Annotated in this window: 12 protein-coding genes; 6 read left to right on the plus strand and 6 right to left on the minus strand. The window is 58.6% G+C overall.

Features of this window, described 5'->3' with window-relative positions; genetic code table 11:
* Window positions 1–11: 11 nt before the first annotated feature.
* The 3 genes from tssK to ACHH0Z_RS07750 are packed head-to-tail and all read right to left on the minus strand — an operon-like array spanning window position 12 to window position 2,405.
* Window positions 12–1,355: a type VI secretion system baseplate subunit TssK gene (gene tssK, locus ACHH0Z_RS07740; protein WP_045410463.1), complete on the minus strand. Its 1,344-nt coding sequence runs from the start codon at window positions 1,353–1,355 to the stop codon at window positions 12–14.
* A 28-nt stretch (window positions 1,356–1,383) separates the two neighbouring features.
* Entirely contained in the window at window positions 1,384–1,887 is a 504-nt protein-coding gene (gene tssJ / locus ACHH0Z_RS07745) for a type VI secretion system lipoprotein TssJ (RefSeq protein WP_023344389.1), read from the minus strand.
* Between the two features lie 23 nt (window positions 1,888–1,910).
* On the minus strand, window positions 1,911–2,405 hold the full coding sequence (locus ACHH0Z_RS07750) for a hypothetical protein (protein ID WP_039266581.1): 495 nt from the start codon (window positions 2,403–2,405) through the stop codon (window positions 1,911–1,913).
* 1,003 nt (window positions 2,406–3,408) lie between these two features.
* Between ACHH0Z_RS07750 and ACHH0Z_RS07755 the strand changes: the two genes are divergently transcribed.
* A complete protein-coding gene (locus ACHH0Z_RS07755) occupies window positions 3,409–5,697 on the plus strand; it encodes an FdhF/YdeP family oxidoreductase (RefSeq protein WP_045410465.1) in 2,289 nt (762 codons plus the stop codon).
* Between the two features lie 21 nt (window positions 5,698–5,718).
* The gene (locus tag ACHH0Z_RS07760) at window positions 5,719–6,615 is read left to right on the plus strand and encodes a LysR family transcriptional regulator (RefSeq protein ID WP_023294033.1); all 897 of its coding nucleotides are present in this window, start codon (window positions 5,719–5,721) and stop codon (window positions 6,613–6,615) included.
* Here ACHH0Z_RS07760 and ACHH0Z_RS07765 read toward each other — a convergent pair.
* Together ACHH0Z_RS07765 and ACHH0Z_RS07770 are read right to left on the minus strand one after the other, a co-directional pair.
* Window positions 6,594–7,352, minus strand: coding sequence for a phosphate/phosphite/phosphonate ABC transporter substrate-binding protein (locus ACHH0Z_RS07765; protein WP_045410466.1), 759 nt, complete (start codon window positions 7,350–7,352; stop codon window positions 6,594–6,596). The two genes, ACHH0Z_RS07760 and ACHH0Z_RS07765, sit on opposite strands and share 22 nt — an antisense overlap.
* On the minus strand, window positions 7,345–8,316 hold the full coding sequence (locus ACHH0Z_RS07770) for a fatty acid desaturase (RefSeq protein WP_045410540.1): 972 nt from the start codon (window positions 8,314–8,316) through the stop codon (window positions 7,345–7,347). The genes ACHH0Z_RS07765 and ACHH0Z_RS07770 overlap by 8 nt, the downstream gene beginning before the upstream one ends.
* Before the next feature lie 148 nt (window positions 8,317–8,464).
* Here ACHH0Z_RS07770 and ACHH0Z_RS07775 point away from each other — a divergent pair, with 148 nt between their 5' ends.
* Together ACHH0Z_RS07775 and gap are read left to right on the plus strand one after the other, a co-directional pair.
* Window positions 8,465–9,445 (plus strand): GlxA family transcriptional regulator, encoded by a 981-nt coding sequence (locus ACHH0Z_RS07775; protein WP_045410468.1) that lies wholly within the window; start codon window positions 8,465–8,467, stop codon window positions 9,443–9,445.
* Between the two features lie 78 nt (window positions 9,446–9,523).
* Entirely contained in the window at window positions 9,524–10,534 is a 1,011-nt protein-coding gene (gene gap, locus ACHH0Z_RS07780; RefSeq protein ID WP_021240396.1) for a type I glyceraldehyde-3-phosphate dehydrogenase, read from the plus strand.
* A 41-nt stretch (window positions 10,535–10,575) separates the two neighbouring features.
* On the opposite strand, the gene ACHH0Z_RS07785 is transcribed toward gap, so the two are convergent.
* Window positions 10,576–11,763, minus strand: coding sequence for an MFS transporter (locus tag ACHH0Z_RS07785; RefSeq protein WP_021240397.1), 1,188 nt, complete (start codon window positions 11,761–11,763; stop codon window positions 10,576–10,578).
* 115 nt (window positions 11,764–11,878) lie between these two features.
* On the opposite strand from ACHH0Z_RS07785, the gene ACHH0Z_RS07790 reads away from it, so the two are divergent.
* Together ACHH0Z_RS07790 and ACHH0Z_RS07795 are read left to right on the plus strand one after the other, a co-directional pair.
* A complete protein-coding gene (locus ACHH0Z_RS07790; RefSeq protein ID WP_045410469.1) occupies window positions 11,879–12,835 on the plus strand; it encodes an AraC family transcriptional regulator in 957 nt (318 codons plus the stop codon).
* Between the two features lie 102 nt (window positions 12,836–12,937).
* Window positions 12,938–14,623, plus strand: coding sequence for an alpha,alpha-trehalase (locus tag ACHH0Z_RS07795; protein ID WP_021240398.1), 1,686 nt, complete (start codon window positions 12,938–12,940; stop codon window positions 14,621–14,623).
* Window positions 14,624–14,676: the final 53 nt, after the last annotated feature.

A 14,676-nucleotide genomic window follows, 5' to 3' on the forward strand; every position in this document is an offset into this window, starting at 1 on the left:
CGCTCGCTTTATTATTCTGTCGGGCTACGGATGGCCCAAAACTCCATATCCAGCCCCGGGAACTCCCCCGCAAGGTGCAGGGCGAATGCGCCGGACTTATCCATCTCGTGCCACAGCTCGCTGCCCTTTTCGAGTTCAAAGTAGCTGTAGCCGGCATGCCACGGGATCTGCGGCGGTGCAACCGGCATGGCGCGCAGCATAATGCCCGGCAGCTGAAGCTGAACCAGATCGCGGATTTTCGACACCGGTGCGACCTTCATCTGCGCCGGGAAATGGGTTTGCAGGTGTTCGCCCGGCACGTTGGCTTTGACCGCCAGCACGAAGCCGAACTCACGCACCATGCTGGTTTCAGGCACCGTGGCGATGTTGAGGCCGTGAGAGCGCTCGTTAAGCGGCAGCTGGATAGCGTGGTCTTCCATCACCAGCGACAGCCCCTGACGCAGCATCAGCATCAGCTTGCTGAAGCAGTTCGCCAGATCGTCATGATCGTAAATCGGCAGCACGCTTTCGGCGGTACGCTGCGACGTCCAGGTGGCGAGCTCGGTGGCAAACGGCAGCCAGCTGCGCCAGAGGGTTTCCGGATGCAGCAGCGGGAGGGTTTTTAAATGAGACACCTCGCCCAGATGACGGTTAACCAGCGACAGCAGCGTAAACTCGATCATTTCAGAGGTGTTAAAGCGGCCGGGCTGGCGCAAACGGCCGCCAATCTGCTGGCTGCGCTGCACCAGTAAGCCGTGCAGATCGTTGATCATGCTGTAGATCTGCGGGCTGTTATTGGCATTGAGCATCGGCGGGATGTAGCTGTTGTCGAGCCGCACGTGGTTGTCATTACGCTTCTCGGTCACAAACGCCACGCCGATGGCGGTCCACTCCGCCGTGAGGTCTTTTTCGAGCATCAGGGTCAGACGCAGGCGGCCAAACTGGACGGTAGCATCCCCCACCGACATGGCGTTATCGTCCTCCACCTCCTGCTCGAACGCGATAAAGCGCGCCAGCGAGGATGGCTCTTCGCTGAAAATCACCTCTTCTCTCTCGCCACGACGAACCGGCAGTGCGAGCACCACCTTTTCGTTGGTGAGATTGTCAGGAATTTTCAGCGGTAAAGGACCGTTGCGCCCGTTGCGCACCTGGAAAAAGGTGCCGTCCGGCAGCAGCCCACTGCAGTAGCTCAGGGCAATGCATCCCTGACGAAGCATCGCTTCATCCAGTTCAACGTCGAGAAAGCCCCAGAGATACGATCGCTGCAGCGCGCCCCATTCACGAACATGGTTGAGCAGATAGCTTTCAGTCCGCTGAAAATGGTGTGGACGCAGGAACATGCCTTCGGTCCAGACGACCTTTTCTGCTTTCGTCATGATGATGTGTTTCCTGTTTAGAAGCGCGTTACTGGCTGATGACCCGAATGCCGTTCACGTCGAGAAAAACGTTGGCCTGAAGTTCATCGGCGGACCATTTCCAGAACTGGTAGATATGATTTTCGCCAGGCACGGGCAGAGGGAGTGAAACGCGCCATTTTTTGCCATCCAGCACCTGGTACTCCGCCATCACGCCGATGTAGCGAGCCTCCGGCGAGCTTTGCCCGCTGAGAGTTTTTGACAGCTGTCCCGGCATCAGGAAGAACACATCGCTGTTCAGCAGATTCGCGCCAAGCGTGGCTGACGCGTTGTTCTGCAGGGAGTAGAAGTCGCTGGACATGAAATCCGCATCGGATTTCAGCAACAACACCCGAACCTTAAGCGGCGCAGATTCATTGATTTGTGGATGAGCCTGAAACTGCAGATTGTAGCGGGAGGGGTCGCTGTGTGAAGACGACGAACAACCACCGATCAGCGCGAAAATCATCGCGTAAAAGAATAACCACAGCCTATGAAAATTTTTATTATTCATAAAAATGCGCTCATGAAAGCCGTTTAGTTCAGGATCCAGGTACCGTTAGCGCTGTCTTTGCAGGCTTTGCTGTTGCCGTCGACATCGACACAGGTCGCTTTTTTACGCGTCTTATGGCGAATGGCCTGTTTACGCACGGCGGCATCGTACTGGTCGGCCTTGATAACGGCGCGCATCGGAACGTAACCAATCAGCTGCTCGTTGCCTTCATCGGCAAGCGCCATCCAGTAGTGTTCAACCTGACCCAGCACCACGTACGTTTTTCCGGTATCAAGAGTGCGGATAACTTTACCGCCGAAGTCAGGACGGCTCATCAGAGAGGCCGGATACATGGCACGATACGGCTCGTTAACCGGCGTGAACTCCGTCGGCGGAGTCACAGCGTGACGGTGGGTTAAGGTGACGCCGTTGACCTGGCTGGTCTCGATCGTATCGTCGTTAATCACAGGTTTCTGCGGTGCTTTACAGCCCGCCACCGCCATTACAAACAGAAGTGAAAACAGTACGCGCATTTTCATATGCTTTTCCGTAGCGATATTTCGATGATGGAGATAAGGGGATGAAGTTTGACTTAAGTGCTATTGTTAAAATAGCCAGGATATTTTCGGGGCGTTACTACTTTAAGGGCATAGCTACCGCACGAGCCTTTCAGAATAAGGCCCAGTGTCTTCCTGACATATTTTGACAAACGGTAAACAAGTTTACATGAGCTTCGTATCAATTCAATATTTACCGCCGCGTAACTGTTGGTAAATGAAGCAGTCGGAAAATTATAGGATTAATCCTATGATAAAAAACGATATGGCCCACCCTTTCTTATTTCTTCACCACAAAACGACATAACATCATGTTTTATCTATTAAAAAATACAAAAGAGAACCGCTTTCATTAACGCAATCACGCTATTATCGCCACTACCATAATTAGTAGAATTCGCGTTTTTTTGATGTCAAATGAATATATCCCTGATGAATTATTTGTTGCACTAACAGGGTATCTTTAATATTGAAGACGCTTCATCGCCTGGGTGAGAATATTTCACTTATGCAGAAAAATGTTAATTTCATGCCGCAAAAAAAGCGTATATTTTAGGCCGTAATAATTCCACTGCCAGGTATACCTTATATCTATTATTCATTAAGCCTGAGTAAACCTTCCTGTCATTTCCTCAAATGAAAAATGCCTCCGGCAGCCCGCCAGCCGCGAATCGTGGCGATATCTCCAGCGCAACAGCTTCAGTCGATGTTTTACTGGCGCTACATACTTTCCTGCTCACTGCCATCTATCTCGCCTACCGGCCGATAGATAAGATTTATTATTAAAATGATAAATATTCGTTATAATTTCTTTAAATATTTAAACACCAGACCAGATAAATTACTGTAATAAAAAGAGTTTGCGTTAAGGCATTTTCCCGTTCCGTATGTGCGTTGCCATCCGGCCGTCATTGCTTTCACCTATTGCTCTCGTCAGTGATTTATTGGCTCAGGCGTTGTGTGATCGAACAAATCAGGAGTGGGTATGAACAAGAAAAGACGCTCGGTGCCAGGCATCAGACACTATGACGGCCCTGCCGGCGGCTGGGGCGCACTGAAAGCGACGGCGATTGCGGTACGCACCCAAATGGATACCTTTGACGCCCCGGCGACGCTGCTGCGCACCAACCAGCCTGACGGCTTTGACTGCCCGGGCTGCGCGTGGCCTGATAAAGAACACAAATCGACGTTCCAGTTCTGCGAGAACGGCGCCAAAGCGGTGACCTGGGAAGCGACCAGCAAACGCGTCACCCCCGCGTTTCTGGCTGCAAACACTGTCTCCTCGCTGCTGGCAAAATCGGACTTTGAGCTGGAAGGCTACGGGCGGCTGACGCATCCCCTGCGCTATGACCGTGCGAGCGACACCTTCCGCCCCGTCGACTGGGACGAGGCGTTTCAACACATCGGCGAAGTACTGCGCGGGCTCGAACCGGACCAGGTCGAGTTCTATACCTCCGGACGCGCCTCTAACGAAGCGGCGTATCTGTTCCAGCTGTTCGCCCGCGAATACGGCACCAACAACTTCCCCGACTGCTCAAATATGTGTCACGAGGCCACCAGCGTCGGTTTGCCCCGTTCGATTGGCATCGGGAAAGGGACCGTCTCGCTGGACGATTTCGACAAGACGGAGCTGGTGATCTCCATCGGCCATAACCCCGGTACGAACCATCCGCGAATGATGGGGACCCTCCATGAGCTGGCCCGCCGCAACGTGCCGATTATCGTCTTTAACCCGCTGCGCGAGCGCGCGCTGGAACGTTTTGCGGACCCGCAAAGCGTGATTGAAATGGCGACCTACGGCTCCACGGATATCGCTTCGACCTATTTCCAGGTGAAGGCCGGAGGCGATGCCGCCGCGCTGAAAGGGATTGCCAAACACCTGCTTGAAATGGAGGCCGCACGCGGCGACGTGCTCGATCGCGCGTTTATTGCCGAACACACCCAAGGCTTTGAGGACTTTGCCGCCGATATCGCGCAAACCCGCTGGGACGAGATCGAACGCGAGTCGGGTCTCAGTCAGGCGGCGCTCAAAAAGGTGGCCGAGGCCTATGCGAAATCGAATGCCACCATCATCACCTACGGGATGGGCATTACCCAGCACAACAAAGGGACGGCCAACGTCCGCCTGATTGCGGACCTGCTGCTGATGCGCGGGAATATCGGCAAGCCCGGCGCGGGAATATGCCCGCTGCGCGGCCACTCAAACGTGCAGGGGAACCGTACCGTCGGGATTAGCGAGAAACCCACGCCGGCCTTCCTGAACCGTCTGAAGGAGGTTTTCGGCTTTGAGCCACCGTCTCACCACGGCCATGACGCGGTGCAGGCCACCCAGGCGATGATCGACGGCCGCGCGAAGGCGCTCATCTGCCTCGGCGGTAATTTTGCGGTGGCGATGCCCGACCATGAACGCGGGTTCCCGGCCATGGGCTCCCTGGATTTGAGCGTCCACGTCGGCACCAAGCTCAACCGTACCCATCTGCTGGTGGGCAAAGAGACCTTTATTTTCCCGTGTCTTGGCCGTACCGAGCTGGATGTTCAGGCCACCGGCCGCCAGTCCATTACCGTTGAAGACTCGATGTCGATGGTGCATGCCTCATCCGGCAAGCTCAAACCCGCCTCTCCGTTGCTTCGGTCAGAACCCGCTATCGTCGCGGGCATGGCGAAAGCCACCCTGCCGGATACCCGCGTGGACTGGATGACGCTGGTTGAGGATTACGACCGCATCCGCGATCTGATCGAGCAGACCATTCCGGGGTTTGAGAACTATAACGCGCGGATCCGCGTTCCCGGCGGCTTCCGTATGCCGCTGCCGCCAACGCAACGTCTCTGGCCAACGGCGACGGGAAAAGCGATGTTCTCGGTCTTCGACGGTGTTCACGAGAACGCCAGCGGTGAAGGTGAGCACGTCCTGCGCCTGATCACGCTGCGCAGCCACGACCAGTACAACACCACCATTTACGCGCTGGATGACCGTTACCGCGGCGTGTTTGGCCGCCGCGACGTGCTGTTTATGAACGAAGAGGATATGGCGCAGTCAGGGCTGGAGCACGGCGACCGCGTGGATATCGAAACCGCCCTGCCCGGCAACGGACAGCGTCTGGAAGACATTACCGTGGTGGCGTACAACATCGCGCCGGGGACCGTCGGGGCCTATTATCCGGAGGCCAACGTGCTGGTCCCGCTTGATTATCTGGATAAGGACAGCGGCACGCCGTCGTATAAATCCGTTCCGGTTCGCATCACCCTGCGCTCAAAAGAGATCCGCATGCTGTAAGCCGATCGCGCAGAGAAAACGATGGATATTAAACAGTTAAAATATTTAATCGCGCTCGACGAGACCCGCCATTTTGGCAAGGCGGCCTCGCAGTGCAACATCACCCAGCCGACTCTTTCCATGCGCATCCGCAGCCTGGAAGAGGAGCTCGGGCTGGTACTGATTGTGCGCGGGCAGCGCTTTGAAGGGTTTACGCCGGAGGGTGAACGCATCCTCGCGTGGGCCCGCGCGCTGCTGGCTGCACATGACGGGCTACAGGCAGAAGCCGCGCTGTGCAAAGGTCAGGTGGTGGGTGAACTCCGTCTGGGGATGGTGCCGCTGGCGAGCGTGGATCCGATGATCTTTATCCGTCTGCTGACGGAAAAATACCCGGAGCTGACCTACAGCCTCTATTCCATGTCCTCCGCGCAGATTGCCGACGGCGTCAGCCGCAATCAGCTTGAGCTGGGGATTTGCTATCTCAACAGCATCGACACCAGCCTGTTCGATATTATCCAGCTTCCCAAAACGAAGATGGGCCTACTGCACGACGTCCGCCATTTCCAGCTCGGCCAGGAGACATTGACCTGGCGCGATCTGACGGATTTTCCGCTGGGGTTCCTGACCAAAGGGATGCATTACCGGGCGCATATGGAGGCCAGCTTTAAGTCTGCTGGCATTGAACCGAGGTCCGTTTTCGAGAGCGACTCCACGTTCCAGATCATTCAGGCGGTGCAAAGCGGCGTGTGCTGTGCCGTGATGCCGCTGAACAACGGGCTGGAAGAGTTGAACAGCCATTTCAGGATTGTCCCCATCGCCGACGCGGATATCGAGGCCCCTGTCGGCCTGATTATGCGCCGACAGAAACCCGTCTCCTCGCTGGCGCTGCGCTGTTTTACCGACGCGCAGGAGATCTATCACGCCAGCAATGAGGCGTAGGCCTGACGCGTCACCACGCTAAAACCGCGGATCAGCACCGCGTCGCAAACGGCCCGGTGCTCCGGCGAACTCACCAGCGCGTGGAGCGCATCGCGAAGGGCGTTCAGGGTCTCAGGCGAGGTGCGGGGCGAGGTAATGAGCGGCAGCCCTGGCGTCAGAGGGGTATGGTCAATGACCGCCAGACCCGTCAGGCTTTCCGGTTCGTGACGCTGCAGCAGTGCCCAGGTGACACAGTCGATGGCCGCGATATCCCCTGCCCCGCGTTTGACATCAATCAGCGACTGGCGATGGCTGCCGCTGAAGGACGTTTGCGCGAAAAACGGCTCCTGAGCCACCAGAGGCGCCACTTTTTTTCGCAGCGCATTGTAGCCGGACTGCGAGTCCGCAGAGTTACAGACCGCCCGTCGGCCGTGAAAATCCGCCAGCGTGAGGTGGCGATCCTCCTCGCGCACCACCAGAAAGCTGCGGTAGTGGAACCCTTTGCAGCCCGGGGCCGCGTAGTGAAAACAGCCGACGACCTGCACGTCCGAAAGCTGCGTGACGAGCGGATAACCGCAGGTCTGGCTGAGGACAAGCGCAGGCTGTCGCCAGTGGGTCAGCAGATCGGACTCCGGCCAGCCAGGGACATCTTCGACGGGCACACCGCGCGCGGCCAGCAGCCCCTTTACCGCCAGCCAGAGCGCGCGGGTGTCGGCGCGATCCACCGCATACATGGGAAACGCCAGCAGGTTACTCATATCCCTCCTCCTGTTGTTTTCCGGGGTGAACGGTGACGTCGACGGGCCTGGCCCAGAACTTGCGCAGCCATTCACCGTAGCCCCTGACGAGAAAACCGCGGTTTCGCTCCCGGTACGCCTCCCGGTTTTGCTGGTAGATCGCCTTCAGCCCGTACCACGGCACGCCCGGTAAATCATGATGTACTGAATGGTAGTTGAGATTTAAAAACAGTATCCGCCAGAACAGCCCGGCCTCGTTAATGACGGAGCGTGCCAGCGGATCGTCCGCTGCGCGATGTTCGAGAAACGATCGCACCTTGGTCAGCGCCAGCGCCGGATAGCTGACCGCCAGCACGAACCAGACGGGGGAAAAACCGACGTGCGTCATCCAGGCGAAAAGCGCCACCAGCAGCGTGATGTGAACCAGCCACATCGTCATCGCCCGCAGGTGAAAATGACGAAACGCCGCCCCGGCGCTGCCCAGCGTCTGGACGATATCCAGCAGCGGCGCCAGCAGAAGCCGACCGGCAAAGGTATTCCGGGCCCGGATCAGGCGCTTCTGCCAGGGGGAAAAGCGCGCCCAGCTCGCCTCGGTGAAATAGTACGACTCCGGGTCATCCACCGGATGGGTCAGGCTATCGTACCGATGGTGAGCCAGATGGGAATCCCGGTAGAGGCCATACGGGTACCATACCGCCAGCGGGAGCGTGCCGAACAGCTGGTTAAGCCAGGCAAAACGGGTGGGATGCCCGTGGATCAGCTCATGCTGCAGGGACATGTACCAGGCGGTAAACCCGATGAGCAGCAGCGTGGCGGGCAGCAGGCCGAGCGTTTGCCAGAACGCCAGCGTGGCAAACCAGCCCGCATAAATCGTGAACATTAACAGCCAGGTGGGCAGTTCGCTTCGCCATAAGAAACCCGACGCGAGGCGGTGAATTTGATTGCGTTGTTGCGGATGTAAATAGAGGGAGCTTCGTTTACCCATTCCTTCAGACGCCGTTTCGCCAGAGACAGAGCCCTGACGATCGGGGATTACGTCTGAAATCACAAACAACTTAAATCGCTTTGCTTTGCCAGAAACGTGAAGTGCGTGCACGCTTGACTTATTCAGTATTAAAGGTACTTTTCAGGACATGAAGAAGATCCTGATTATCGTTCCCGACGGCGGCATGCTGTTTGAAGCCGCCGGTATCGCCGACATTCTGATGCAGGCCAACCGGCTGCATCCGGAAGGGCTGGCGCATCCCCGCTACCGGATTATCATCGCCACCACGCAGCCTCACCAGGTGATCCACGGCCAGTCCGGTCTGAACCTGCTGGCGGACTATCGCCTGCCGGAGCTGGATCCGCGTGAACCGCTGGACACGATTATCATCACCGGACGCGGCCTGAACGAGCAGGAGAGCACGGCGGTGGTGGACTGGCTGCACCTCGCTGCGCCGCACGCCCGGCGGGTAACCTCTATCTGCGGCGGCGCGATGCTGCTGGCCCAGACCGGCTTGCTGGACGGTCGGCGCGCCACCACCCACTGGCGGCTGCTGGAGACCCTGCAAGCCCAGTACCCGTCAATCCAGGTCGAAGGCGGCCCGCTGTACATTCAGGATGGCCCCATCTGGACCTCCGGCGGCGTGAGTTCCGGGTTCGACCTGACCCTGGCGCTGGTGGAGGACGACTACGGATTTACCCTCGCCCGCGACGTGGCGCAGGATATGGTGATGTACCTGCGACGTCCCGGCGGACAGCTGCAGTTCAGCCGCTACAGCTTGCAGCAGCCGGGCACCGCAGGGCCGATAGGCGAAGTGCAAAGCTGGATCCTGCAGAACCTCACCGCCGATCTGTGCGTGGAGAACCTGGCCGAGAAAGCGGCGATGAGCCCGCGTAACTTCACCCGCGTGTTTACCCGCGAGGCCGGGGTCTCGCCTGCCCGCTACGTGACCGAAGCGCGACTGGCCGCCGCCCGCCAGCTGCTTGAGCAAACCCGCGATCCCCTTGAGCGCGTTGCGGAGCAAAGCGGGTTTGGCACCAGCATTAACTTGCGCCGCATCTTTGAGAAACAGCTTCACCTCACGCCCGGCGAATACCGCCAGCGCTTTCACTGCCGCAAGATGGCGTAATCTGATCCTTTTTTGTCGTTTACGCCAAGCGGCCCGACGCCTACAGTGACTCCAGACAACAGAGATAAGGAGTGCACCATGGTTAAGGTCGGTATTAACGGTTTCGGCCGTATCGGACGTAATGTCCTGCGCGCGGCGCTGGGCAACCCGGATCTGCAGATTGTGGCCATTAACGATCTGACGGACAGTAAAACCCTCGCCCATCTGCTGAAGCATGATTCCCTTCTGGGCAAACTGCCCGCGCCCGTTGAAGCGGGTGACGGTGCGTTGCAGGTAGACGGCCAGCGGATCGTGGTATTTAGCGAACGCGACCCGGCGAATATCCCGTGGCGTGATGCCGGGGTAGACGTGGTGATTGAGGCCACCGGCTTCTTTACCGAGCGGGAGAAAGCGGCGGTGCATATCACCCACGGCGGCGCTAAGCGCGTCATCATTTCCGCCCCCGGGAAGAACGACGACCTGACGATTGTGATGGGCGTCAACCATGACCAGTACGATCCCGCCCGGCACGCGGTGGTGAGCAACGGGAGCTGCACCACCAACGGTCTGGCACCGGCCGCTCAGGTGCTGCATCAGCAGTTCGGGATTGAGCATGGCCTGATGAACACGACGCACGCCTACACCAACAGCCAGGCGCTGCACGATCAGCCAGAGAAAGATCTGCGCGGCGCCCGCGCGGCGGCGCTGTCGATTGTGCCCTACTCCAGCGGCGCGGCGAAAGCGCTGGGGAAAGTGATCCCCTCCCTGGACGGCAAGCTGACCGGGTACTCCCTGCGCGTGCCGGTGCCGGTGGTGTCGATTGTCGATTTAACCGTGACGCTGAGCCGCAACGTGACCGCCGAAGAGGTGAATGACGCGTTCCGCAACGCGGCCGCCAGCGGGCCTCTGAAAGGCATTCTGGGCTATAGCGATGAACCGCTGGTCTCCAGCGATTACCAGGGTGACCCGCGCTCCTCGATTATCGACGGGCTTTCCACGCTGGTGATTGGCGGGAATATGGTGAAGATCCTGGCGTGGTATGACAACGAATGGGGCTTCTCTAACCGCCTGGTGGATCTGGCGGTATTGATGGATAAGAAAGGGCTGTAAACCTGAGGCCGGGTGGCACGAACGCTCACCCGGCTACAAAATCACTCCGCTTTCACTTTCACACCCATAAACACAATCACCATCGCCGTCACCAGCAGCAAACCGCTGCCCGCGAACACGCCGCTGGCACCGTTAAGATCAAATACCGCCCCACCTCCGGCCGCACCGGCGCTTATCGCCAGCTGGATTGAGGCCACCAGCAGCCCCCCTGCACTTTCGGCTTCATCCGGAACGGTGGTCGCAAGCCAGGTTGACCAGCCCACCGGAACCAGACCAAATGCAAAGCCCCACAGCGCGACCAGCAGCCCGTCCAGCATCGCCAGATGACCAAAGGCGACCATCATGAGCGCGAGAACGCCCATCGCAAACGGCACCAGCGCCAGCGTCAGGCGCAGATTACGTGCCAGCAGATGCCCGGCCACGGAGGTGCCCACAAAGTTGGCGATGCCAAAGCCCAGCAGGATCAGTGAAATGGTTTCCACGCTCGCCTGCCCCACCGTCTCCAGGAACGGACGCAGGTAGGTAAAGAAGGCGAAATGGCCGCTGAAGATCAGAATGGTCGCCAGCATGCCGCCGATCATCCCTGGACGACGCAGCACGCGGAACAGCGTACTCAGGCTACCGCTGCTCTCCGGCTTCATGGACGGCAGCACCCAGAGCTGCCACAGCAGCGCCAGCATGCTCGGCAGAATGCAGAGTACAAAGACGTTGCGCCAGCCGATCAGGCTGCCCAGATAGCTGCCCAGCGGGGCCGCGACCACCGTGGCAATTGATACGCTGGAAAAGATTACCGCCAGCGCTTTCGGCACTTTATCCGCCGGAACCAGACGCATCGTTGTCGCCGTCGACATGGCCCAGAATCCCCCGATGGCTATCCCCAGCAGCAGACGCCCCATGAGCAGGACGTGCAGGTTGGGCGCAAAGGCCACCAGCAGGCTGGAGATAATTTGCAGCACCGAGAAAAACATCAGTACCCAGCGGCGGTCGATACGCCTGGTTGCCGGGGTGATCAACAACCCGGTGACCAGCGCCACCAGCGCGGTGGCGGTGACAGCCTGTCCGGCCATCCCCTCGGTCACGCCCAGGCTCGCGGCCATGGGTGTTAACAAGCTGGCGGGCAGAAATTCTGCCGTAATCAAACCAAATACCCCCAGCCCCAGTGAATAGACGGCCCGCCAGGCGGGTTTTGCAGGCGCTACCGCCTCGCTCGCCGCGACACATGAACTCATCTGTTGATCTCCCGTTATAAAAATGTGACTACTGTCGCAAAAGAATAGAAGGTTCACCCTGGACGATCTATGACATATAATCTCCACTTATTGATTATTCGTCCGGAGTTGCGCCATGTCCGTACAGTCACCCGATTTGATCAGCGAACTTTTACGGGGCATGCGCCTGTCAGGCGTGAAATACCGGCGGATTGAAGCCAGTGCGCCCTTTGGCGTCGCGTTTCATCAGGCTCCCGGCCGGGCACAGTTCCATTTTGTGAGCCACGGTAGCGCCCTGCTGCGCATGGAGAGCGGCGCAACGTTCGAACTGAGCGGTGGCGACGCCCTCTTTATTCCCGGCGGGAATTCCCACGCTTTGCTCTCTGACGAGCAAGCCACCCTTACCCCGGTCAACGCCTTCCCGAGCGAGCCTATCTGCAGCTCGGTCTGCGCCATTACCTGCGAGCCCTGCCCGGAGAGCGAGAACACCCTCATTTTTAGCGGGTGCATGGATTTTGAGCTGGGCGGGATGCAGCCGCTGATCAAGGCGATGCCGGAAGTGATGATGGTTAGCCGGCTGATGTCCACCTGGCCGGAAATTCATCCGCTGCTGGCGGCGATGGAGCGGGAATCCGCGGCGCGTCAGGCCGGGTATGCCGGGATCCTTGCGCGGCTGGCCGATGTGGTGGCGGCGTTAATTGTGCGGGGCTGGGTTGAAGGCGGCTGTGGCAAAGCCACCGGCTGGGTGCAGGTGCTGCGCGACCCGCGCCTGAGCCGGGCCATTTACGCCATGCACCAGCAGCCAGGCCTGAACTGGAGCGTGGCGGATCTGGCAAAAGAAGCCGGGACTTCCCGATCCGTTTTCGCGGAACGGTTTCTCGCGGCGACGGGAACCACCCCGGCAAAATATCTCAGCGAGCTGAGAATGCGGCTGGCCATTCAGTATATTCGTCATGAAAACCAGCCCATTGAAACGGTCGCGCTGCGGCTGGGATACGGCTCTCTGGCGGCATTTAGCCGGGCGTTTAAGCGCATCATTGGCCATGCGCCGGGCACGCTGCGGGAAGCCAGCCAGACCGCGGAAGAGGTCTGAAAGCGCGGCGATATTTAACGCGAAGCGGGCAATATTCGTCTAAGGTTTTCAGGTGATTGACAACAGCGGTCACGCTGTTTAGTGAAGACAGGAGACGAACTGATGATAAGACCTCGTACACTACGCCCCGCGTTTTTGCCCCTTGCGTTAGGCGGCGCGCTGCTCGGCGTAACGACACTGGGCTATGCCGACGATAACCCCGCAACCCAGACAACCTCACCCGATATTTTACTTGGCCCTCTGTTTAACGATGTGCAGAGCGCCAAACTGTTTCCCGATCAGAAAACCTTTGCGGATGCCGTCCCCAAAAGCGACCCGCTGATGATTCTGGCGGACTACCGGATGCAGCATACGCAGTCCAGCTTTGACTTACGCCACTTTGTCGAGATGAACTTTACGCTCCCTGCGGAAGGGGAAAAATACGTTCCGCCTGCTGGACAAAGTTTACGTGAGCACATCGACGATCTCTGGCCCGTACTGACGCGCACTACCGATAAAGCCAGCAACAAATGGGATTCCCTTCTCCCGTTACCGAAGCCCTACGTTGTGCCCGGCGGACGTTTCCGCGAGGTCTACTACTGGGACAGCTATTTCACCATGCTGGGACTGGCAGAGAGCGATCATTGGGACAAAATCAGCGACATGGTGGATAACTTTGCGTATGAGATCGACACCTTCGGCCACATTCCCAACGGCAACCGCAGCTATTACCTGAGCCGCTCCCAGCCGCCGTTTTTCTCACTGATGGTTGAACTGCTGGCGACCCATGACAGCGACGCGCTGAAGAAGTATCGTCCGCAGATGGAGAAAGAGTATGCCTACTGGATGGACGGCGTCGACGCCCTTCAGCCGGGCCAGGCCAACAAACGCGTGGTGAAGCTGGATGACGGCGCTGTCCTCAACCGCTACTGGGACGACCGCGATACGCCGCGCCCGGAGTCCTGGCTTGACGATGTGAATACCGCGAAAAGTAACCCTAACCGACCGGCAACCGAGATCTACCGTGATTTACGGTCCGCCGCGGCTTCGGGCTGGGACTTTAGCTCCCGCTGGATGGACGATCCGCAAAAACTTGGCACCATCCGGACCACAAGCATTGTGCCCGTGGACCTGAACGCCCTGATGTTCAAGATGGAAAAACTGCTGGCCCGGGCAAGCCAGGAGAGCGGCGATGCCGCCAGCGCAAGCAAGTATGAGACGCTGGCCACCGCGCGCCAGAAAGCCATCGAGAGCCACCTGTGGAATGATAAAGAGGGCTGGTACGCCGATTACGACCTGAAGAGCAAGAAGGTACGCAATCAGCTCACGGCGGCGGCCCTGTTCCCGCTTTACGTCAAGGCGGCGGCGCAGGATCGTGCCGAAAAAGTCGCCGCGGCAACCTCCTCTCGTCTGTTGAAGCCGGGCGGGATAGCGACCACCACCGTCAACAGCGGCCAGCAGTGGGATGCGCCAAACGGCTGGGCTCCGCTGCAATGGGTGGCGGCGGAAGGGTTGCAGAATTACGGGCAAGAGAAGGTCTCGATGGATGTGACCTGGCGCTTCCTGAAGAACGTTCAGCATACTTATGACCGGGAAAAGAAACTGGTCGAGAAGTATGACGTGTCGACCACCGGTACGGGCGGCGGCGGCGGCGAATATCCGCTGCAGGACGGCTTCGGCTGGAGCAACGGCGTGACGCTGAAGATGCTGGACCGGGTCTGCCCGAAAGAGAAACCGTGCGACAGCGTGCCGGAGAATCGGCCTGCGGCGAATGACGAGGTGGCGCCGGTGAAAGCCTCGGCGCAGTAAGGGAGTATTGCCGGGTGGCGGCTACGCCTTACCCGGCCTACTTTTTGCCCTCA

Source organism: Enterobacter cloacae complex sp. 2024EL-00227, assembly GCF_043945315.1.
Classification (GTDB): domain Bacteria; phylum Pseudomonadota; class Gammaproteobacteria; order Enterobacterales; family Enterobacteriaceae; genus Enterobacter; species Enterobacter roggenkampii.